Annotated in this window: 10 protein-coding genes and 4 pseudogenes; 6 read left to right on the top strand and 8 right to left on the bottom strand. The window is 67.7% G+C overall.

All coding sequences use genetic code 11. The features are described from left to right. Positions 1 to 56 precede the first annotated feature (56 nt). Both IEY89_RS38580 and IEY89_RS38575 read right to left on the bottom strand, forming a co-directional pair. Positions 57 to 446: a helix-turn-helix domain-containing protein gene (locus IEY89_RS38580; RefSeq protein ID WP_189152198.1), complete on the bottom strand. Its 390-nt coding sequence runs from the start codon at positions 444 to 446 to the stop codon at positions 57 to 59. An 80-nt stretch (positions 447 to 526) separates the two neighbouring features. Beyond that, the gene (locus IEY89_RS38575; protein ID WP_229695688.1) at positions 527 to 1,474 is read right to left on the bottom strand and encodes a zinc metalloprotease; all 948 of its coding nucleotides are present in this window, start codon (positions 1,472 to 1,474) and stop codon (positions 527 to 529) included. A 166-nt stretch (positions 1,475 to 1,640) separates the two neighbouring features. Between IEY89_RS38575 and IEY89_RS38570 the strand changes: the two genes are divergently transcribed. Further along, complete coding sequence (locus IEY89_RS38570) at positions 1,641 to 1,970, top strand: hypothetical protein (protein ID WP_189152197.1); 330 nt, start codon at positions 1,641 to 1,643, stop codon at positions 1,968 to 1,970. Between the two features lie 422 nt (positions 1,971 to 2,392). Here IEY89_RS38570 and IEY89_RS38565 read toward each other — a convergent pair whose 3' ends face one another. Both IEY89_RS38565 and IEY89_RS38560 read right to left on the bottom strand, forming a co-directional pair. After that, positions 2,393 to 3,514 carry an NAD(P)/FAD-dependent oxidoreductase gene (locus IEY89_RS38565; protein ID WP_189152196.1) on the bottom strand — a complete coding sequence of 374 codons (1,122 nt, stop codon included), beginning with the start codon at positions 3,512 to 3,514 and terminating at the stop codon, positions 2,393 to 2,395. A 29-nt stretch (positions 3,515 to 3,543) separates the two neighbouring features. Next, positions 3,544 to 6,999, bottom strand: a complete 3,456-nt coding sequence (locus IEY89_RS38560; RefSeq protein ID WP_189152195.1) for a LodA/GoxA family CTQ-dependent oxidase — start codon at positions 6,997 to 6,999, stop codon at positions 3,544 to 3,546. 189 nt (positions 7,000 to 7,188) lie between these two features. Between IEY89_RS38560 and IEY89_RS38555 the strand changes: the two are divergent. Continuing rightward, positions 7,189 to 8,696: pseudogene (locus IEY89_RS38555) on the top strand (ISL3 family transposase); the annotation flags it as partial. A 220-nt stretch (positions 8,697 to 8,916) separates the two neighbouring features. On the opposite strand, the gene IEY89_RS38550 reads toward IEY89_RS38555, so the two are convergent. Next, complete coding sequence (locus tag IEY89_RS38550) at positions 8,917 to 10,134, bottom strand: PIN domain-containing protein (protein WP_189152194.1); 1,218 nt, start codon at positions 10,132 to 10,134, stop codon at positions 8,917 to 8,919. Positions 10,135 to 10,549: 415 nt separating this feature from the next. Here IEY89_RS38550 and IEY89_RS38545 point away from each other — a divergent pair, with 415 nt between their 5' ends. Then, positions 10,550 to 11,554, top strand: a complete 1,005-nt coding sequence (locus tag IEY89_RS38545) for a pentapeptide repeat-containing protein (protein ID WP_189152193.1) — start codon at positions 10,550 to 10,552, stop codon at positions 11,552 to 11,554. A gap of 89 nt (positions 11,555 to 11,643) precedes the next feature. Further along, positions 11,644 to 12,174 (top strand): annotated as a pseudogene (locus IEY89_RS38540) (HARBI1 family protein); the annotation flags it as partial. Here the strand turns inward: IEY89_RS38540 and IEY89_RS38535 are convergent. Further along, positions 12,152 to 15,685: a hypothetical protein gene (locus tag IEY89_RS38535; RefSeq protein WP_189152192.1), complete on the bottom strand. Its 3,534-nt coding sequence runs from the start codon at positions 15,683 to 15,685 to the stop codon at positions 12,152 to 12,154. The pseudogene IEY89_RS38540 and the gene IEY89_RS38535 overlap by 23 nt on opposite strands. Before the next feature lie 304 nt (positions 15,686 to 15,989). Between IEY89_RS38535 and IEY89_RS38530 the strand changes: the two are divergent. Continuing rightward, positions 15,990 to 16,462: pseudogene (locus IEY89_RS38530) on the top strand (IS1634 family transposase); the annotation flags it as partial. Here IEY89_RS38530 and IEY89_RS38525 read toward each other — a convergent pair. Then, a pseudogene (locus IEY89_RS38525) lies at positions 16,458 to 16,547 on the bottom strand (IS5/IS1182 family transposase); the annotation flags it as partial. The pseudogenes IEY89_RS38530 and IEY89_RS38525 overlap by 5 nt on opposite strands. Before the next feature lie 315 nt (positions 16,548 to 16,862). Further along, on the bottom strand, positions 16,863 to 20,750 hold the full coding sequence (locus IEY89_RS38520) for a hypothetical protein (RefSeq protein WP_189152191.1): 3,888 nt from the start codon (positions 20,748 to 20,750) through the stop codon (positions 16,863 to 16,865). Positions 20,751 to 20,868: 118 nt separating this feature from the next. Between IEY89_RS38520 and IEY89_RS38515 the strand changes: the two genes are divergently transcribed. Then, positions 20,869 to 21,030 carry a hypothetical protein gene (locus IEY89_RS38515; RefSeq protein ID WP_189152190.1) on the top strand — a complete coding sequence of 54 codons (162 nt, stop codon included), beginning with the start codon at positions 20,869 to 20,871 and terminating at the stop codon, positions 21,028 to 21,030. Positions 21,031 to 21,493: the final 463 nt, after the last annotated feature.

Here is a 21,493-nt window from a genome sequence, read left to right as displayed (position 1 = left end):
GGCTTCACCCATCTGTCAGGCCAACTGCCCAGCTGACGTGGGAGGTTGGAAAAGGCTCACTGTCGCGCCGACGGGCGGCCTGGTGTAGAGCTCGACGATCCGCGTCCTTTTCCCTCGAAGTCCGCATCTCTTGAGCGCGTCCAGGATCGCGTGCGCCGCCAGCAGACCCCTTCCGCGACCAGAATCCGGCGCACTTGGGAGCGGCTGACCTCGATGCCCAGGTCCCGGGCTGCGACAGCCAGTGTGTCCAAGGTCCACTCCGAGGGCCCTGACTCGTCCGCAGCCCACATCTCGTTCGACGGCTGCACCTCGATTCGGCCGGGCGGGGTCTGCTTGACCAAGCCGACGATCCTCGACCGTTCGGCTTCGGTGATCCTTCGCTTGCGGCCCTGCCCGCCCAGATCCTCCAGCCCCCAGCGGTTGAAGCGGTGCAGCCAGCGACGCACCGTCTACTGACCGCACTTCAGCTCGTCGGCGCAATCGCCCCGCTACCAGCAGCTATACCCACCGAAAGAGGAATCCAGCACTAGGCGTGGACCGCCTGGCCGGTGAGGGGGGCGCGGGCGTTGTCGAGGATGGCGTCCATCCGGGCCACCTGGCCCGCTGTGAACATGAACATGGCCGCATCGTCGGTGTAGTCCATGTAGTTCATGAACATGTCGCCGTTCGGCGCGTTGCCGCAGGAAGTCTTCGGGAAGCCGGGGGCGCCGGTGTTGGGTCCGCCCTGGTTGGGCGTGTCGGCGACGAAGTCGTCGCCTGTGCAGCCCTCGCCGTCGTCGCCCCAGATGTGCCGGAGGTTGAGCCAGTGGCCGATCTCGTGCGTGGCCGTGCGGCCCCCGTTGAACGGTGCGGCGGCGGTGCCTGTGGTGCCGAACCCGCTGTGGGTGATGACCACACCATCTGTGGCGGCGGCGCCGCCCGGGAACTGGGCGTAGCCGAGCAGACCGCTGCGCAGCTGGCAGACCCAGATGTTGAGGTAGCTGTCTGCCGGCCAGGCGTCCTGGCCGCCGCCGAGCGAGAACTTGACCGCGTCGTCCGTGTCGAAGTCCCGGAGCGGGGTCGGGGTTCGGGTGATGCCGTTCGTGGGACGGCCGAGCGGGTCCCTGGTCGCGAGATGGAACTCGATGCGGGAGTCGGCCGCTATCGACTGCCACACTGCGGGCACGAGGGCGACGTCGGGATTCTTCATGCGGAAGTCCTGGTTGAGGACGTCGATCTGGCTGGTGATCTGCGCGTCACTGACGTCCTGCTCCGGGGTGTTGTGCACCACGTGCACGACGACCGGGATGTCGGTCACGCCCCTCCTGGCCGTTCTCTCCCCTGCTTCGTACTCAGCCGCGGTGTTCTCCACCAACGAGCGGTTGCCTGCGTACTCGGGGTTCTGGTCCAGGAGCCTGCGATGGACCTCCATCGCGCCGCACCAGCGGCTGTAATCGGTGGAGGTGGCGCGGGAGGATGACGGGGTTCCGGGCATGGTGAGCTCCTCGGATCGGGTCGTCGGAGATGGGAGGCACAGGCCCTGGTGGCGGGCGTCGCGCGCTGCCCATGAGCCCATACAATAAAAAGTGTAGGCATATGGCAACAGACTAGGCAATTTGGATAATTGTGCTAATAACGAGTGGTAGTGGAGATGGTCGATCATGGATGAGCTTCCAGCAGACCTGTTCCAACGCTGGATGCACTCTTTCGAGGAGGACAGCGAGGGTGTGACGGTGTACCGGCCGGCCGACTACCCTTTCCCGCCTGCGCGTGGGCGCGGCGGGATGGAGTTCGCTTCGGACGGCACGTTCATCGAGCGTCCCGTCGGACGTGGTGACGCCCAGGACACGGTCGTCGGCCGCTGGGAGCTCACAGAGGGCCGTCGTCTGACCGTTGCGCTCCCCGAGAGTGCCCGTCCGGAGCGCGAGTTGGAGATCGTGCACTGCGACGAGCACGTCCTGAAGCTTCGCCGGTCACCGCACAGGACGTAGGCGTGATGTCCGGCGTTCACGGTGAACAGGCCGGTGGTCCGGGCAAGCGTGGCGAAGCCGGTCGTGCTGGGGATGCGTCGTCCACCCCGGTGAAGCAGAGGCCGCACTGCCAGGCGGAGCAGGCGGTCATGGTGTCGGTGCTGTACGAGCCGTCTTGCGCGTTCTGGGCGTCGAGCGGCCCGCGCTTACAGCGCGCGGCCTCGCCCAGTTGTGCGCAGGCATTGTGGGTCTGGTGTCCCTGCCGCGCCCGCTGGATCAACCGCCCCGTGACCTGCCCGGCCTCCATTGAGCGTGGTGTTCTGGACAGTTGACCTTCCGAGTGGTCGTGTCCATCTGCGGTTGGAGCGACTTCGTGCGCCCGAAGGGCAGCGAACTCCTCGGCCAGATCGGCGACTTGGAAGCAGAGCGGACCGAGGCGGCCATCAAACGGATCGCCACCGAGAGCTCCCCCCAAGCATGTCGTCCGGGAGCCGGCGGCGTCGGAGCCAGAACGGCGTGTCCCATCGGCGTTCGACCCGGTAGCAGGTCGCGCGGGCGTGCAGGAACTCGGTATGGACCCCGGTGACGAGACCGGCGTAGCGGCGGATCGCGTTTTCGTCACCGCCGGCATCCGCGGTGAGCGCGCCGGCAGCGGCGATGCCGGTCGCGAGCGCGGAGGTGATGCCGCGGGCGGCGACGGGATCGGTGGCGGTGGCCGCGTCGCCGACCGCCGCCCAACCGGGGCCGGCGGCAGGAAGGGCGCGGGACGTGCCGGCGCGGAGCACGGCGAGGCGTTCCGGCGGCCGGGCATGCACGGGCAGCCGGGCGCCGATGTGCCGGCTGAAGCCGAGTGCGGCCCACCATTCGTCCGGTGTCCGCAGTCCCGCCTGCCCGACGAGGTCGGCATCGGTGACCGCCATGACGACGCGCTCTCCCGAGGGCAGGGGCGCGGTGTACCACCAGCCAAAGGGCGTGGACTCGATGAGTGAGGTGTGCTCGGTGCCGTCCTCGAACCTGCCGCTCCCGTCGCCTCCCTGACCGGTGTTCGGCACGCGAGCGGTGATGGCCACGAGGTGGTCGGTGTGCACCAGCCGCGCACCGATCCGGCGGGCGAGCCGGGCACGCGCCCCCGTGGCGTCGACGACGTACGATGCGGTGACCTCGGCCCCGGAGACGGTCGCCCGCCAGTGGTTCCCGGTGCGTGTCACGCCGGTGACGCTGCCCGGACGATGGCGCACGCCGGCGTCACTGGCAGCCTCACGCAACGAGGCGTCGAACCGCCGGCGGTCGAGATGCCAGCCCGGGCCGTAGGGACTGCGGACGAAATCCGATGCGGTCAGGGCGGCTCGCCCCCAGGCGGAGCGGTTGCCGTAGCACGGCAGGTGGCCGCCCGTGGCGACCCGATCGAGGACGCCGAGGCGTTCCAGCAGGGTGCGCGCCGGGGGAGCCAGGCTCTCTCCGACCCGCCACTCGGGCGCGGAATCCGGGTGGACGAGGACGACTTCGGCACCGGAGTACGCAAGGGCGAGGGCGGTGGCCGCCCCCGCCGGCCCGCCACCAGCCACGAGGACGTCCGCGCCGTCGCCCGGCCGGGTCAGTGGATCCCGCCCATGCCGTGAATGCGCACGCGCAGCGGGCTGTCGGGTTCGGCCACCGGCTGGGGCGTCGACAGGCTCACCCGGCTGACCGGAACCTGCGGCTCAGGCAGCGGGCAGCCGGCCTCGACCCACTCCTCCACGATGTCCTGGGGGGTGCCGGTGACGGGCAGCTCTTCCACGAGCGCGGGCCTGTCGACCGACGCGAAGAATGCGCGTACGAAGTCCGTGCCGCCCTCCGCACCGGCCGCACCCTCCTCGCCCGACTCGCCGCGGGCGCGATTGGCGGGATGGGCGACAGCGGCCAGCAGCGCCTCCGTCGGCTGCAGGGACCACCAGGCGGCAGGCCGCTCCACCAAGTGCTCCGGGTTGCCCGGCTGCGGCCCCACCACGGCGCCCACGTCGGAGAAGGAGCCGTCCGGGCGGGCGCGCATGGCATCCGTGAGGAGGACCATCGACTCCAGCGGGGAGAAGGTGCGCGGCGGGGACGGCTGTCGGCCGAGCGAGTCGATCCACTCCCGCCACAAGCCTGTCTCCTCCTCGTCGAACACCTTGTACATGGGGCCGTTCCAGCTGAACAACTCGAAGAGCCTGCTGCGCTTGTGGTCCCCTGGGGTGACCCAGTCGGAGGTGCTCAGAGTCCGCAGCAGCCCCTCCGGGTCGGCGAACCAGTCGTTCAGATAGCTGCCGCCGAGCCTCTTCCCCTCGTGGTTGCGCGCGGCCCAGCGAGCCCTGTCCTCGATCATCCTGATCAGCCGCTGTTCGACGGTGGGCGGTCGGAGCAGCCGTGAGGCGATGTCCTCGCCCAGGGTTCCTGTGGTCTGGAACGCCACGTAGCCGTTCCAGATGCGCTGCCACTGCCGCTGGACCGCATCGTCGCCCCCGCCGGCGTACATCTGGTCGAGGTGGAGCATGATGGCGTCGCGGGCGAGCGCGCCGTGTCCCTGAGCCGCGTTGTCGATGCCGATGTGCATGCGGTAGAAGCGCGAGTCGATCTGGTGGTGGTCCAGCAGCTCCGCCATGGGCACGACACCGAGGATTTCCCACTCCAGGTGCAGCGTCATGCCGAGGAGCTCGGGGAAGAACTCCTCCGGATACAGGGAGATAGCCAGTTCGAAGGCGGGGACGGTGTACGCCGAGTCGAGGATCTCGCGCCGGGTGGAGAAGGCATAGGAGTCCACCGGCGGCAGGAAGATGCCCAGTTGCTCCAACAGGTTCTCGTACAGGCTGGAGTGGTTCAGCGCCGGGTTGCCGTCGCCGACCTCCTCCTTCCAGATCGTGAACAGGAGGGCGTGGACATCGTCGATCGGCTTCGCCGGGGTGATGTTGCGCAGCCAGACACCGTCGAGCAGATTGAAGGGGGCCATCTGGCGGACCCGTTCGACGACCGACTCCCGGGTGCGGAAGAGCGGGTCCCTGCGCGGATCGGCGGCGTCGTAGGCGTCCGCCTCCTGGGCGAGCTGCGTGTAGATGAGGTCGAGCCGCTCCTCCAGGTTCTCCCGGGTATAGCGAAAGGGCCGCAGCGTCTGCGGTGCATGGGGGCTGTTCTGGGTGACCACGGCGTCGGCGAGGACCTTGCGGACGTATTCGCGCGCGGCCTTGACCTGCTCTGGGAACCGGTCCGGATGCTGCAGTGTGTAGAACCATGCGCGGTCGCTGAGCCCGACGTGAACGGAGCGTTCGGTCTCGACCAAGGTGCGGCTGCCGTCCGGGGCCCGGCGGGGAACCACGAAGCCCAGCCGGCTCCACTGCTCGACCATGTCGTTGTCGCCGGCGTGCTCACGGATCCGCTTCCACTGCTCGGCCACGCGGGTGCGGTACGCGCCTTCGCTCTCACCCGCTCCCCGGACCAGTTTCGGCTTGTAGATCACCTGTTGACCGACGCCGCGGGCCCACGGCTGCCGGAACGGGAACTGTCCGGCGCCGTCCGCGCCTTGGTCGCCCGGAGCGCGGATCAGGGCGAGGAAGTGGGATTCGGGGTACACGTCGTCGGGCCGCTGGGCGGGCCACCAGTGCGTGTGGCACTCGTAGAAGTCGGCCTGCCAGGGCAGGGCCATGTACTTCGTCAGATCGCCCGGCGCGAAGTCCTCGCGGACCCGAAAGGGTCCGGACCAGGTCTGCGGCTGCTGGACGATGTACGTCGTCTCGATGCCGGGATAGAACGGGCCCCCGGAGCAGGCGTCCAGAGCCGCCTCCACCAGGGCGTGCGGTTCCTGTGCCAGGGCCGGCTCCCCGGGTACGGGAGCCCGGCCCGTCCAGTCGGCGGTGAAATCGCCCTCGGCCCAGCGCCGCATCCGCTCGTACTGGCCCGGCAGCAGCGACATCCACGTCAGGGGTCGGCCGTCCACCGGGTCCCCGTCGTCGCCGGCGAGCTGCGGCATGTACTCGGAGGTGGCTTCCGCGACATTCGGCTCCGGGCTGCGCAGGCGCGCGACGACGCTGGTACGCAGATCCTTGCTGCCGGGCGAGTTCGAAGCCAGTTGCCCGAGAATCCCCGGGGCGGTGAAATGGCCGGCCTCGCCCTCGCCGTGGCCTCTCAGCGCGGCGGCATTAACCCACTGGTAGTCGCTGATGCGCTGCAGGATCGGGTAGATGTGCCGGGTGAACGAGACCTGGTCCTCCTGCCCGTACCCCTGGGCCTCGGCGACCACGTCGTAGAGGGTCACGAGATTGGTGGTGTGCGGGGAGAAGTCGGGCGGTCCGACCAGCACCCACGCCGACCGCGCCTCAAGCGTCCGGCTCGCGCCGCCGTCTCCGCCCCCACTGCCGCGCAGCGTCACGGTGGCTGCCACCGGGCCGTCGGACACGTCGTCGTACCAGTAGTCGTTGTTGGCGTAGTGGGTGATCGGATTCTCCGCCGCGGTCGTCCCGGAGTGGCCGGAGCCGCCGAGGACCAGCAGCCGGCCCTTGTCGTCGGTACGGAGCTCCCCGAGCGGCACCGGCCTGCCGAGGAAGGTGCCCGTGTCAAACCGGGCCGTGCTGCCGTCCTGGGAAGGACCGGTCACGGTCCGGGGGCCCGGCTTGACAACAAGTCGCGCGCGGGCCACGGGGTCGTTGACGTCGATCCCCGGGTTGCGGCGGTTGCGCGGGTCCTGGACCCCGGTCACCGCTGCTGCGGTGGCAGTCTCGCCCGGCGTGTTCTCAGGCGCGCCGTGGAAGCGCCCGAGGAACTGGAACCAGTCGGCCTTGGAGTTCGCGAGCTCGACCGTCCACGAGATCCTGGCGTCGTCCGCCGTCAGCTCGCCCAGGACGTTCCCGTCCTTGTCGTAGCCGTACACGCGGAATCGCGCCGCCTGTCGCTTCACCCGCCCGGCCGTGTCCTTGAAACCCCCGTCGGGCTCGGGCGGGACTCCCGGCCGCTCGGGGCCGATGAAGAACTCGGTGGGGCTGTTACCCACGCGAGAGATGCCGATGGCCGGATGGATCTCACAGCTGACCACGTCGTCGAGATTCACAGATACCCGCCTCGCCCTGTCGCCTCCGGAGCCCGAGACAAGAGGATGGAACAAAGGCGGCGTCAGGTCACGGACCGTCACCTGATTGGAGCGGTTCGCGTGTCACCCTCCAAGACGGGGTCTGTTTAGCGAACGGCCTGTCTCACATTCGGTGGTGACGGAGCGTCGTGACGCGTCGTTGACATTCGCATGAGGGATGCCAACGAGCTTGTCCAGATGGTGTTTTCGGGCCTGTGTCCGCTGGTCATAGACGACGTGGTCGACGAGGGTGAGCGGATTGTGGTGCGGGCGCGGACGCCGCAGGACATGGCGCCGTGTCCGGTGTGCGGGGTGTGTCGGGGCGGGTGCACGGCTACCACTGGCGGACTGTGGCTGACGTGCCGGTCGACGGGAGGCGGGTGGTGGTCCGTGTGCGGGTGCGGCGTCTGGTGTGCCCCACGCGCGGCTGCCGACATACCTTCCGCGAGCAGGTGCCCGGAGTGCTCGACCGATACCAGCGGCGCACCACACGTCTGGCCAGGCAAGTCAAGGCCGTGGTCAAGGAGTTAGCGGGCCGGGCGGGGGCACGTTTGCTGGCGGTACTCGCGGCGGGCGTCTCGCGTCATACGGCTCTGCGTTCCCTGTTGCGCATCCCGCTGCCCGCAGCGCAGACGCCCCGTGTGATCGGCGTCGACGACTTCGCTCTGCGCCGGCGCCACCGCTATGCCACTGTGATCATCGACGCCGAGACCCACGAGCGGATCGCCGTGCTGCCCGACCGCACGGCCGACACCCTGGAAGCGTGGCTGCGCGAACATCCGGGCGTCGAGGTCGTGTGCCGGGACGGCTCGGCCACGTATGCCGAGGCCATCCGCCGCGCTCTGCCCCGAGCGACGCAGGTCGGTGATCGGTGGCATTTGTGGAAGAACCTGTGTGACGCTGCCCTCGGCGAGGTGAAGGCACACAGCACCTGCTGGGCCACCGTACTGGACGCGCCTATTTATGACGGTCCCCGCGCCCAGACCACCCTGGAACGCTGGCACCAGGTCCACGGTCTGCTCGAACAGGGCGTGGGTCTGCTCGAATGCGCCCGCCGCCTGCAACTGGCCCTGAACACCGTCAAACGCTACGCCCGAGCAGACCGGCCCGAGCGGATGCTCCGCGTCCCCAAGTACCGTGCCAGCCTGGTCGACCCCTACCGCGAGCACCTGCGAAAACGCCGGGCCGAGGACCCTGGCGTCCGCGTCCAGCACCTCTTCGAAGAAATCAAAGCCCTGGGCTTCACGGGCTGCCTGAACCTCCTGCACAGGTACATCAACCAAGGCCGCGCGGACGCCGACCGCAGCCATATCTCCCCGCGCCGGCTCGCCCGGATGCTGCTGACCAGGCCCGACAACCTCAAGGCCGAGCAACACGAGCTCCTGGCCAAGCTCACTGCCGCCTGCCCCGAGATGATCCAACTGGCCGTAGCTATCAGGGACTTCGCCCCGCTCCTTGCACCTCACGCCGACAATGCCGACGCACTCTCACAATGGATCGTCCAGGTCCGCGGCGCCGACCTGCCCCACCTGCATGCCTTCGCCCGAGGTCTAGAACGAGACCGCGACGCCGTAAACGCCGCCCTCACACTTCCGTACAGCAACGGCCCCACTGAGGGCGTCAACACCAAGACCAAGCGGATCGCGCGCCAGATGCACGGACGAGCAGGCTTCACCCTTAAGAGCTGCCCGAGTGGACCAGCGAGACGCCTGAGCCGTACCGGCCCCCGGCGCATGCCCACGGCATCGAGCAGTCGGCCGCCGCTCGCAGAAGGTGAAGGCGAGAGCGGCTGAACAGTAAGCGCAGGTCAGGCAGTTGTCACGAAAGTGAGTTCAAAATGGGTGCGACGACTCGATGCCGAACGGTCGCGCCAGGGCGACAACTCTGACCCGGCCAGGCTCAGCGCAACGGAGGAAGAGGCACGTCCAGACGACCTTCCGCGATGAGTCTCTCCAAAGTAAGGCGGCCAGAGAGCTGTAGGCGTTGCACTTCCATCCACCTGCGCTCGTGACTGATGAGGTTGGTGTAATCAGCGAGGTCTGAGGAAAGCACAGAGAACCGTTCTGCGGGCAGCGCCCGGGTGCCCTGGCCTCGCAGGACAGTGAGCCGGGCGTCAACGTTCGTCGTGCTCACCAGGACGCGGGTCTCCCAGACACACCCGACGCCCTTGATTCGGAGGGTTTCCCTCAGGAGGGCGGGCCCGCTCAGGACCCACCGCACGGTAGCTGTGCACCAGACATGGTCCCCGATGCGGTAGGCAGTCAGATCGGTTGCTTGATCGAACGCGACGACCGGGGGTACAGCCCAGCCCAGCACCCGCACAGTGTCGGTACCAAAGAGCGTGCCCTCGCCCTCGATGAAGAAGCCCATCGTGCCCTCGAAGCCTGGCCCTTCTAGGCCCGGGGGCACGAGCATCAGACGAATGGCCTCAGCCTCGATCGCGCTGAGACTTTCCGGGGCCTGGAGGACCGAACGCACTGTGGCCTCGTCGGCGTCGTCGGTCCGCTGTGCGAACTTCTCCACGACGTCGTACCAGGTGGTGAGGAGCACGAACCGATCCTCGATGCCGGCGAGGTCCTCGTTCATCGGGTACGGGAAGGCGACCCCGTCGCCGAAGTCCTTTGTGTTCTTGCTGACGAAGTAGACCGTCTCGTCAGGATGCTCCCGCGCGTACTCGACAGCCGTGAGCCAGATCGCGGCGTCCCGCCCGCCGATCTTCACCGTGTCGCCGCCCTCGTTGATGGTGACCTGCTTGCACGGCGGCAGGAGGTTCGCCTCCCGCATCAATGCCTGCCTGAGCGCAGCCTCGCTTGTTGGGACGACGTCGACTACATCGAGCCACTTCTCACGCCATTCGTCCTGGAAACGCTGTAGATCCATCTGCGGCAGCGGCACGCGGATCGGCCACGGCGTTCCTTCCGTCAGGCTGCGCAGAGCCGCTTCAGCCGCCTCGTACTTCCGGCGGTACGGCACCGCCCGATGTGCCGTCAACTCCTCCAGCACCACCCACGGCACGGCCACGCGCTCGACCCCGGACGTCCTGATGATCTTGACCAAATCCGTAGTGGCGCTGTCTATGCCGGACTTCGTCAGAATGTTCGTGTCCAGGATGATCAAGGCGAACGGCTCCGTCTCACGCAGGGCTGGGTGGTCTGGTCAGAGTTTCAGGCTCCGTGATCGCCAGCACCCCGTTTCGGATACTGAGCTCTTTCAGCGTTGCCGCTCCAGGGTGAGGACGGCAGCGGCGATTGACGACATCCAATTCGGCCTGCGTCGAGCTTCACGGAAGACCCGTCAGGAGTAATGAGAGTTGCGACAGGTCGGCCATGCGGTGTGTCATGGGCAAGTGAGTGGAATATCTCGCGCCAGACGGCTTCACCGGATCGCTCATCGCCATGCTGCCCGTCGACGTCGGCGTGACCGCCGCATGAGGGCTGACGGCCCCAACAGCGTAGAGCGCATGCAGTGGATTGGGCTGATGGCCGCTAGTTTGCCAGGGTTCGCAGCGTTGGCCGCCCTACTGTTCACCTGGATGCAGGTCAGCCAGACTAGCAAAGAGCTACGGATCAGCGAGCAAGGGCACATTACCAACAGATATAACGCAGCCGTCGGCAATCTCGGGTCGGAGTCCGTGGACGTGCGACTGGGGGGAATCTACGCGTTGCAACGCATCATGCAGGACTCCAGACGCGACCACCCCACCGTGGTCTCAGTGCTGGCCGCGTATGTACGACGGCATGCACCCATTGAAGCCGACACCAACACCGCCAAGGGCAAGTCAACAGAGAGGTCAGCGACTGCGGATGTCCAGGCGGTAATCAGCGTGCTGGCCCACCGCCGCCCGGAGCACGATAGGGGGGTAGTCGTCGATCTGGACCGAACCGATCTGAGCGGGCTGAAACCCATGCACGCAGAGGGCTACATCAACCTCCGGGGAGCCCACCTGACAGGGGCAGACCTCAGCAACGCTGACCTCAGCCGGGCGAACCTACGCGGTGCCGACTTGGTCGATGCGTCCCTCCGCGGAGCAAACCTCAACGACAGCAACCTTGAGGGCGCGCAGCTGAGCGGGACTAATCTCAATGAAGCGCGTTTGGAGAACGTGAATCTCAGGGACGCGAGCTTCTGTAGCCGCCTGACGAGTGAGTCCACGACGACGACGGAACACGAATTGGGTACATGTGCCGACCTCACCGACGTGGACCTCACCACCGCAACTCTGACCGGTGCCGATCTCATGGATGCGGACCTCACCAGAACGACTCTCTGCCGGACTTGGGACGACGGGTCCAGGAATTGTGCTGTCCTGGCCCGCGCCTGGCTCCTTGATGTAGACCTCAGGGGTGCGGATCTCAGGGGTGCGGATCTCAGGGGTGCGGACCTCAGCAACGCTGACCTATCTGACGCAGACCTGCGTGAAGCGAATCTCAAGGAAGCAAAGCTGAACGGAACACGGCTGGACGGCGCAAAGCTTGCCGGGACCCGCGGGCTTTCTCCGTCACTTCGCCAGGGGACTGAAGGGGGCGGAAAGCTTTGATGTCACACGATCTTTCCTCCTCACCGCGTCAAACTCCTTGAGACCGTTGCGGTAGCCGGTGAGCTCTTTCAGAGTGGCCACTGATCGGGATCGCCCTGCTCCCCGACCGCGCGCCCGGGCTCCTGCGGAGCCTGCGTGAAGCCGACCTCGACCACGTCCTGCTGGACGGCACCCTCGCGGAGTGCGACCGGGTCGGCGACAGCCGGGCCGACTATTCGACGAAGCACAAGCGGCACGGTGTGAACGTGCAGGTCATCACGGACCCGGCCGGTCGCACGCTGTGGCTCTCACCCGCCCTGCCCGGCCGCACACACGACCTGACCGCCGCCCGCACCCACAAGATCATCAGGATCTGCGAGCGCCAAGGCGTCCCCATTCTCGCCGACATGGCCTACATCGGCGCGGGCGAGTGGGTCACCACCCCCAAACGCCGACCGCCCCAAGGCGAACTCACCACGACCGAGCGGACGGTCAAGCGGGCGCTGTCCGCCGCTCGCGTACCCGTCGAACGAGGAATCGCCCGCCTCAAATCCTGGCGAATCTTCCGCAGAGCCCGATGCAGCCCGAACCGCATGACGTCAATCGCCAAGGCCGTCCTCACCCTGGAGCGGCACCGCTGAAAACCCTCAGTGCCTCCGTCGCCATGGCGGCGCCCTGTTCATGGCTGCCGAGAATGGTCAGCGCTTCCGCCACCAAAGTCAGTGCCCCTGCGCGGTCAGTTGGATCGGAGATGCTCCTGGCATGGGATTCCGCCAAGCTGATCAGCGTACTCGCCGCCTCCGTGCTGCCAGCTTCGGCCCGGGATTGGACGGTCGCTGTAAGGGCCCAAGTGCGTGACTGCGGGTCGCCCATGTCATTGGCGAGCGAGGCGACCCTGTCGAATTGGCCCTGGAGCGCCGCTGCTTCCATCAGCGCCTTATACGCCTCGACTTTCTGAGAACGAAGCCCAATTTTTGCGGCCAGCTCTGTGCCGCGGTCGAGTTCTTGAGCCGCAGCCAAGGAACGGACAAGGGCTAGCAGTATGGCAGATTGCCAGGAGTGATCGCTGACCGTCTGAGCCAATGATTCGGCATGGTCGAAGTGACCTGCGGTGGCGAGCGCCGCCCCCAACGCGGCATTGGTTACATCGCGGAAGGTGGGTTGGATCTCCGTGGCGGTCTGGGCCAGTGATACCGCGTGGTCGACGGCCCCGGAGGTAGTCGCCGCAGGCAGCATCGCACGGAGCACATCCGCCCTCTGGCCTGGTACATCAATAGCGTTGGCGACCGGCTCCGCACGCCGGTAGTGACCGGCCTCGACCAGCGCTATCCCGAGCTTGACCCGCGAGTGGTTGGAGTCGTCACCCTCGAGTTGGGCGAGCGCACACGTCTCGGCGGCTGCGGCGAGTTCGGCCGTCCGACTGACATTTCCGTAGGCTTTGCACGCCGTCAGGAACGCTGCGAGAGCGGCGATGTCCCGGTATGCGTCTATTGCCGACCGGGCAAGTTCCTCAGCCTTGCGCGCGATCATTCGGGCTTGGCCATGGTCACCGCGGGCGGCCGCCGCACGGGCGGTGGCCGCCATGGCCGAGCCTCGAGAGTATGGCCAGGAGATCTCGTCCGCCGTCCGCTCGGCCCGATCGTAGTCACCATGTGCGGCGAAGGCTTCGGCCAGTGCCGACAGCGGCTTATCAAGCTTCCAATCCCAGTCTGGCAGCGTTCGAACGAGTTCCTCCGCCTCGCCAAGGAACCGTGCAGCGGCAGCCGACCAGTTTTTGTCCCCACTCGGGGCCAGCGTCTTCGCCAAACCGGCCAGCGCCCTGGCCCGCCATTCCTGGTCAGTGATTTCACCGACGAGATGCTCCGCTTGCGCGTAGCACTGTGATGCCGCAGCCGCCTCCGAAAGTGACGCCAACGCGGCGCCGACATGGTAGGAGTTGCCGAATTCATCGGTGGGTCGGCCGAAATCGCACAGGATGATTTGTTCGGCCAGGGCCGAGAACCGTTCTCGGTCGCCCTGAAGGAGTCTGGCCTTCGCCACGGTGGCCAAGCCGTCAAGTCGGCTCATGCCGAAGTCATATTGGGATGTGATCGACAGGGCCACACGCTCGGCGTCGTCGAGGTCACCGGTTGCGGTCAACGCTTCGACGAGCGGGACGACAGCATGTGGCGGTAGCTCCTTACCACCGGCGGTAGTTGCCGCGGTTAGCTCCCGGGCCAGCGCCCTGGACCGGGAGACGTCTCCTTGTGAGGCCGCTGTCTGAGCTAGCGCAGCGATCAGGGCCCTTCGGTTGTCACGAGGGTCACGCAGGCCGTCGATGATGCTCCGGACCCCGTCAAGCACCTGCTCCGCGCGCTCCCGGTCATTGATTGCCGACATCATGGTGCTGACTGACATCAACACGAGCGCCCGTCGGCCTGGGCGATCGATGGTGTGCGCGGCTGCTTCAGCGGTCTTCGACAGCGTGGCCGCCCGTTCCTGGTGGCGGGCGTTGGCGAGTTCTTCCACGACCCCGATGAGCGCGCTGGTCCGTGTATCCGGGTCGGTGATGCCACAAGCGAGAGCCTCGGCGCGGTTCAGTTGTCCCAGGATCACCCAGACCGCAGGCAGGTTGGCCGGTACATCCCTATTGCGGTGCGCCAGTGTGTCCCGATGAATAGCAAGGCGGGCCAGTGCCAACAGGTCCGGTGTGGGAGCGCTGAGCTGCAGACCTTGAGCAGCGGTGATCTCGGCGAGCGCTGTCGCATCCCCTCCCGTGACGACGAGCATCCGATCATGGCGTGCCGTATCTGTCGCGAGCAGCCTGAGCCGCTCGAAATTGCGCTCCGCCGCCAGCATCCGTGGATAGTCGTGCAGCAGATAGGAGGGCGTCTCGACGGGCCACTGATTGCCTCGGTACCCGTCGCTCCAGGCATGTATCCGCTCCCGATACCGCTCCAGGGCGAGACGGCCGAGCCTGTTGACAGCTTCGACGCGAAGTGTGTCGTGGGTGAACCAGAGGATTTCGCGCTGCTCATCTGCCATGTGGTCACGCCGCGCGGCGACGGTACGACCGAACACTCCGCCGATGGCGCGGTCGAGTTCGAATGGGGCCCTGCCGGTCAACTCCTCCAAATCGTTTAGAGTCAGGCCGCCCCCGGATGCGGAAAGGACCCCGATGAGTTCTTGATGTGCACTTCCTCCGGTCAAGAGCTCGTTCAGTTCCTGACGGGCCCGGTCACCTTTGGACTTCGCGTGCGGGGACACGGCCAGAGACCTGATTTCGCTGGCTCGCAGGGGATGGCCGCCATCGACGTCGTCTGGGAGCGGAGGGGCCGGGCGGCTCGCGACGATGACCCGCAAGTCGGGGATACGCGGGAGCAGCGACGCGATGCTCGGCAGCCCCGTACCGGCGACCGCGCCGCGATCCTCGTCCAGGCCATCCACCACCAGCGCGAGACGACGTCCGGCCCGCGCAGCCCGCTCGGCCGCGGCGACCCACAAAGGCTCCAGGTAGTGATGGCCCCACTGCCCGCTGACTGGCTGCGAAAGCGACGTGCCCGCGACAGCGGTCAGCTGTTCGGCCAGAGCGGTTACGAACCCTGTGCTGTCTGCGTACGCGGTGAGCCGGGCCGTGACGAAGAACGACACCACGTCCAGGCCAGGCGGCGGGTTTCGCACGAAGGTGGACATCAACGCGGTCTTGCCCGCCCAAGGTTCGGCCTGCCACCGCATATACGGGGCTTTACCATCGCAGAACCTCGCCAACTCGGCCAGTTCCTGATCGCGACTGAGCAGACCGCCATCGGGGATGAAACCCCTCACAAAGTAAGGGTCACACCGACTCCACCATGGTGGCTCCGCATTGTTCCGACCGTCACCTTCCGACTGGCCCGTAGCCGCGTGGTAAAGCTGCACGCTGCGATCTATGTCTTCTGAGCTTCCACCGAGGGCCTTTACCAGCGTCTTCAATTGGTTCTCATCGGCTGGCTTGGCCTGCCCTCGGAGGATCCGGTTGACGCGATCATGGGAACGCAGGTTCATGGCTTTGGCTATCGGACGTAAAGCCTTCATTCCGTTGTCGATGCGGACTCGTTCCAAGAACTCGAGCAGGCGCCGATACGGTCCCTCGTCCGGCCAGGCCGAGCGGTTGATGTCTTGTCGATCAGGCATTCATCGCCCTCCCCCTGGCGAAAAAACCATACAAAGTCTCTGCTGGAAGAATCGTCTCAGACTGTCCATCGATCTGGCCTAGTTACGAGAGGAATTGCTAGGGGCCGCATCCCCGGGGGGAGTGCCCCGGCCGCACCTTCATCCTTCACCGGGAAGACCGCGCTCGACGCACCCTGTGACCTGACTTGGGCCACGTTTCGTGGGCGAGCGTGGGTGCAGGCTGCTGATCTGCAGGTTCGCGGCGAGGTGGGGGCGAAGTTGCGCACTAAATCGTGGCTCTAGGGTGTGGGAGTGGGCCCCGTGCATTCGCACCGTGAAGACCGCCTCGGGTGCTCGGGCGGTGCAGATCGTGCACTCCTCGCGCAGCGGGGCGCGGGACATCGAGCACATCGGGTCCACGCACGACGATGTTGAGCTCGAGCCGCTGAAGACCGTGGCCCGGCAGCGGCTGGCCGCCGGGCAGGGCGAGTTGGACCTGGGCCTGGATGCCTCGACGGAAGCGGGCGGGCCGCTGCCGATCACCTCGGCACGGATGGGCCACCTCTCTGGGATGCCCTCGCCTGCGCCTACGACCGTCTGGGGTTCGACGACGCCGCGGGCGGGGACGAGGTGTTCCGCCACCTGGTGCTGGCGCGGATCATCGAGCCGACCAGCAAGCTCGACGCGCTGCGCGTGCTGGAGGACGCGGGCATCCAGCCGGCCTCCTATCGCACGGTCAAGCGTCGGTTGCCCCTCTACGCGACCGAGGGCTGGCGGGAGGCACTGAGCGTTTTCAGCGTTGCCGCTCCAGAGTGAGGATGGCGGCTGCGATTGACGTCATTCGATTCGGGCTGCACCGGGATCTGCGGAAGATCCGCCATGAGGGGGCGGGGTCGTGGCCGGGCGGGGGTGCGGGCTGCCGAGGGGAGTTGCGTGGCGTGGTCAGTCGCGCAGGATGGCCAGATTGGGGTGGAGGTCGCGCCAGTCGAGGGCGATGTTGCGCAGGGCTTGGCTGACCGCCTGGTGAAGGTCGCCGGTAGCCGCTGTCATATGTAGGCGCAGATGGGCCAGATTGCCCCCTGCAAGAGGGAGCGCCGACGAAGGGATCCACCAGTTCCGTCGGCGCTCCCTCGCGGAAGATCCAGATCAGATTAGCCTCGGGCTTTCACGAACTTGAGGCTGCGGCCCCGACTACTCGTCAGCTGGCGGGTGCCCACCCGGCGTCGTCACGGGCATGGTCCCGCAATACCTCATGCGCGATGGCCTGTACGGCTTCGGGAGCCAACCGGGCCAACACGTGCAGGCCGTCGTCCCAGGGCATCGAGCGCAGCGCCGTCGCGAGGAGCAGCCTGGCGACGGCCGGCGCGGTCACCTCCGCCAGCGCCGTCAGCGCGGCGCACTGCTGCTGCCGGTCTTCGATGGAGGCGACCACCGATTCCGCTCGGCTGACGTCGCCGGCCTGCGCGAACAGGATGGCCACCTCGGTGAGCGCCTCCGCGCGCTGCCGCCGGTCGGCGATCGACCGGGCCACGCCTTCCGCGCGGTCCGGCTCGTTCGCCCGGGCGAGTGCGATCGCCAGGTACCCTGCCAGTTCGTCGTCCTCCACCTTCTCGGTGTACCTGTCCTCGGCGATCATCCTGCTCACCTGCTCCACACCCGACGGGTCTCCCGCAAGACCGAACATCTTGGCGATCCAAGACCACGCGGCGCTCCTTCGGTCCTCGCTGAGGATCTTCGGCATGACCCTCAAGGCCTCGTCGGCCATGGCCAGAGCACGATCCCGGTCTCCTATCCGGACCGCTGCTCCTGCCAAGATCTTGAAGTGCTCGACCATGCCGAGGTTGTGCCCCATCACCCGGATCGCCGCCTCGGCTTCATCGATCAGGCTGCGGGCCCTGCCCTCTTCTCCGGCAAAGGCCAACGCGGATGCCGTTCTGACCAGTGCACTGGCGTGTTGGAACCTACCCTCCACTGACCTGGCCGTGCGCTCGGCACGGTCGTACTCGCCCACGTAGACGAGCGCGCGGGCAGTCCTGCACAGTGCGTCGGAGAGCTCCCACGGATCGTTGATCATGCGCACGACTGACTCTCCGCGCTCCACCTCGCCACCCAGGATCAGCCCCTCTGTCAACTCGGCAGCCGTGCCCCGTTCGGGGTTCGAACGGGCGAGCGACTCGGCACGTCGGGTGGCCCCCGCTCGGGCCAGGCACCGGATCGCCCGGCTGAGTGCGGCCCATCTGTCGGTGCGGTCGGTGACCAGCACCGCCTGCGCCGCAGCCCTTTCGGCCACGGCACCGGCAGCGTGCAGATCGCCGGCCTCCGCGGTCCACCAGGACAGTTGGATCAGACTCAGCGCCGACGACCGGGGATCCGACACCGCGCGTGCGTCGCGTTCGATCTCGTCGGCCAGCTCGGCCGCCCGTGTGAGTTCGCCTGCCGAGGCCAGCGCCCGGGCCAGAGCCGTCATCAGCACCAGCCGTTCGCCGGGCTCCGCCCGGGTCCTGCACCGCGACTCGGCTGCCTCTCCTCCTTCGACGAGGACAGCGGCTGCCACGATCGACGACATCACCTCTAGCCGACCATCGTCGGCCCGGATCGGCTCCGCGACCGTCCTGGCTTCCTCGAACAGGGCGCGCGCCTGCTCGTGCGCGCCCATGTCAGCGTAGAGCGACATGACACCGGTCAGCCCCACCACCCGGGCCCGGCCCGTGCATCGACGTGCGGCGGCCAGCGCATCGTCGGCGGCCGACAGCGCCCGATCGGTACGGCCGGCCCGCTGCCACGCTTTGGCCACGCCGATCAGCGAACCCGCCCGCTCTTCGGGCGTCGAGATCGCCCGGCACGCCCTCATCGCGCGTACGGGGTCCCCCCTCGCGATCAGGGCTTGCACGACCATGCTTCGCGCAGCGTCCCCCCTGAATTCGGCCTGTACGGCGCCGATGAGCCTTTCCGCTCTTGGGATGTCGCCCTGCAGGGCTGCGGCGGCCACAAGGGCCACGAGGACAGTGTCCTGCCCGTCCTCATGCCTGACCGACCCCGCCGCCGCTTCGGCGGCGTCCCAGTCGCCGACGTATGCCGAAGCACGTGCGTACGTGGCCCGGTGCGCTTCCTGCCGCGGGCAGCCCTGGTACACGCTGACAGCACGTTCGGCCCATCGGACCGCCTCGACGCCCTCGCCCGCGTCCGCGGCCCTTTCCACCAGCGCCACCAGTGAGGTGAGTTGACGTTCCACGTCAACGAACGACGCGATGAGCGATGCAGCCCGGTCCGTCATGGACCGGACTGCGGCCTGCTGCCCCAACCTGCCGAAGCAGGTGATCACGCAAAAGAGCAACTGCAGCTGCGACTCGGGGTCTTCCACCGAGTCGACCAGTGCTTCCACGTGGTCCATGGTGCCCGCGGCGGTGAGGGGTTCGGCCATCCCCAGCAGCGCCTGCATGCGCCGCTCCGGGTGCGGGATCGACTGGGCCGACGCCAGCGCCCGGATCGATTGGCCGAGCATCGTCCGCACCGCGGGCAGACCGACGGGAACGTTGGCGTTGCGCCGCTCAATCCCGCTCCGGTGCAGGGCCAGCCCCGCCAGGCTGGTCAGATCGACGGGGTCGTGCGCCAACAGTGCTTCGTGGGCGGAGTTCACCTCGTTGAGGGCGGCCGTGTCCCCACCGGTGACATCCGCGAGGCGGTCGTGGCGGCGGCGATCGGTCGCGCAGGCCACCAGTCGGCGCAGGTCCTTGGCTTCGCGCAACATGCCGAAGTACCCGCGCAACAGGTACTCGGGCGTGCCGGCCGGCCAGCCCTCGCAACGGTGGCTGTCCGCCCAGGCGTGCAGGCGCTGCCGGTAGCGCGCCATCCCCGCGTCCTCCAGGTGCTGCCGTGCCGATTCCTGGATCTCCTCGTGGCCGAGGACGTACGCGAGGGATTCGGTGTCCGGTCGCGAGCTGCCCGCCTGGGCCACGAAGCTCCGCCCGGCCATCGCGTGCAGATGGTCCTTGATCCTCCAGACGGGTTCACCGGTCAACGCGGACAGGTCGCCGCCGGTGAGCCCGCCACCGGCGGAAGTGATCAGCCCGAGGAGGCTCTGTTCCAGCAGGGAGCCGTTGAGCAACCGCTTGAGGTCGCGTTCCATGTCGTTGCGGGCGACCCGGGCGTGTTCGGAAGGCAACAGCGTCCTCACCGCGCTCCCGTCGCGCAGGGGGTGGTCGGCGGCAACGTCGCACGGCAACGGCGGGTTCAGCCGGCCCGAAACCACGACGCGCATGCCGTGCGGCGGCTCGGCCGGCAGCAGTCCGGCAACGCTGTACGAGTCGGGGTCGGCGGTCACGCCCCGGTCCTCGTCCAGGCCGTCGACCACCAGCACCAGCCGCTCGCCCCGCTCGCGGCAGTGCCGCGCGGCCTCGGCGAGCATGCGCCGCAGGTGCGCCGCCCGGGTGGCATAGGGCAGGTACCCAGGCAGCGGCTGGCGCAGGAGTTCCGCGATCTGCTCCATCACGACATCGGTGAACGCGTGCCAGTCGCTCTGGCCGGCGAAGCGGGCGGTGATGAAGAAGGAGACGACACGGATCCCGGGGGGCGGGTTAAGCACAAACCAGGACAGCAACGCCGACTTGCCCGCCCAGGCCTGCGACCTCCACCACAGATAGGACCGGCTATCGGGGGTGGTGCAGAACTCGGTGAGCGCAGCCAATTCTGCACTCCGCCCGCGGAGTTCGGGGGGCGCGATGCACAGCACCTGTTCGTGGTACGCCGACCGGACGGCCGGCGCTCTTGCACCCCGCGCGCTGACCTGCCGCTCAGCAGCGCGTTCGTAACGCCCCATCCAATAGTCCTGCGTGTCCCTCCCGCCGGGCAGGCCGATGGGAGGTCTCCTGGAACGCGCGTAGTGCAGGCACCCCGCAACGAAGGCCTCGACCGAGGAACGACGGGGATTCGTGGTCGCGTTGAGCAGATTGCCCACCGTGGCCTTCGACAGCGCTCCCCCGGCGCCGGCCCAGCGCGCGTGATCATGAACGGTCCTGACTCCAGGACGTTCGACCAGCCCGTATAGCTCGACGAGGACCGTGTTCCAGGGTTCCAGTGACGGAGCCAACTCCCCCTCCTGCACCTCGTCCTCCCCGCTCGCAAGTGTCCAGTTTCCATCTTGGACCACGTTGGACGGGTGGCGCGTCACGGTCGGTCCAGTCCCTCGGACCGACCCAGGAGCGATCATGCTGACGACGATCTCGACCATCATCCTCACCCACGCCGATATCACCCGGGACTGGCTCCCCGCAGTCGCCCTCGCGCTGAAGCTGGGCGCGGCGGGCATCAGCTTCGCGGTCGCCGTCCACCGGGCGGTTAGTTACCGGCGCGGGCTCCAACGGCGTTGACCGCCCACCACGCAGGGCTGTGCCCGGCGGGAGATCCCGCCGGGCACAGCCCTGCGTGGTGGGCAGGGTGCGGGGGTCGAGCACGTCGTCTGCGGCCGAGGTGCACAGCATCACCAGATCCGCGCGTCACCGCATCCTGCCCGCTCGCGGCCTCGTGCACGCCGTCACCTGCCTCGCCGATGTCCTCCGGGGAGAAGGCTCAGACGGTCACGGCGGGGCTCAGGTGGCGCAGGTAGCGGGCGTGGGCGCGGCCGACGCGTCCGTCAGGGACTGGCCGTAGCAGAGTTATCCACAGGCGTGCGCGGGGCTGGCTGCGGGCCCGTACGGTGTGGGCTTCACTGATCACGAGCACGGGGGTGCGGTGTGCCGTACGAGGTCGGCCTGGCGATCCGGGCGGAGGATGCAGTGAGCCTTTTCCATCCTCAGTCTGAGCTGGCCAGATGGAGGGTGAGGACGGCTTGGA

Source organism: Streptomyces lacrimifluminis (genome assembly GCF_014646095.1).
Taxonomy (GTDB): Bacteria; Actinomycetota; Actinomycetes; order Streptomycetales; family Streptomycetaceae; genus Streptomyces; species Streptomyces lacrimifluminis.
The sequence above is the reverse complement of the archived record's forward strand: the minus strand, read 5'-3'. Positions and strand labels throughout refer to the sequence as shown.

Excerpts from the sequence above, each read along its gene's own strand:
- IEY89_RS38515 (WP_189152190.1), top strand. The coding sequence starts at position 20,869 with ATGCTGACGACGATCTCGACCATCATCCTCACCCACGCCGATATCACC.
- IEY89_RS38545 (WP_189152193.1), top strand. The coding sequence starts at position 10,550 with ATGCAGGTCAGCCAGACTAGCAAAGAGCTACGGATCAGCGAGCAAGGG.
- IEY89_RS38570 (WP_189152197.1), top strand. The coding sequence starts at position 1,641 with ATGGATGAGCTTCCAGCAGACCTGTTCCAACGCTGGATGCACTCTTTC.
- IEY89_RS38575 (WP_229695688.1), bottom strand. The coding sequence starts at position 1,474 with ATGCCCGGAACCCCGTCATCCTCCCGCGCCACCTCCACCGATTACAGC.
- IEY89_RS38535 (WP_189152192.1), bottom strand. The coding sequence starts at position 15,685 with ATGCCTGATCGACAAGACATCAACCGCTCGGCCTGGCCGGACGAGGGA.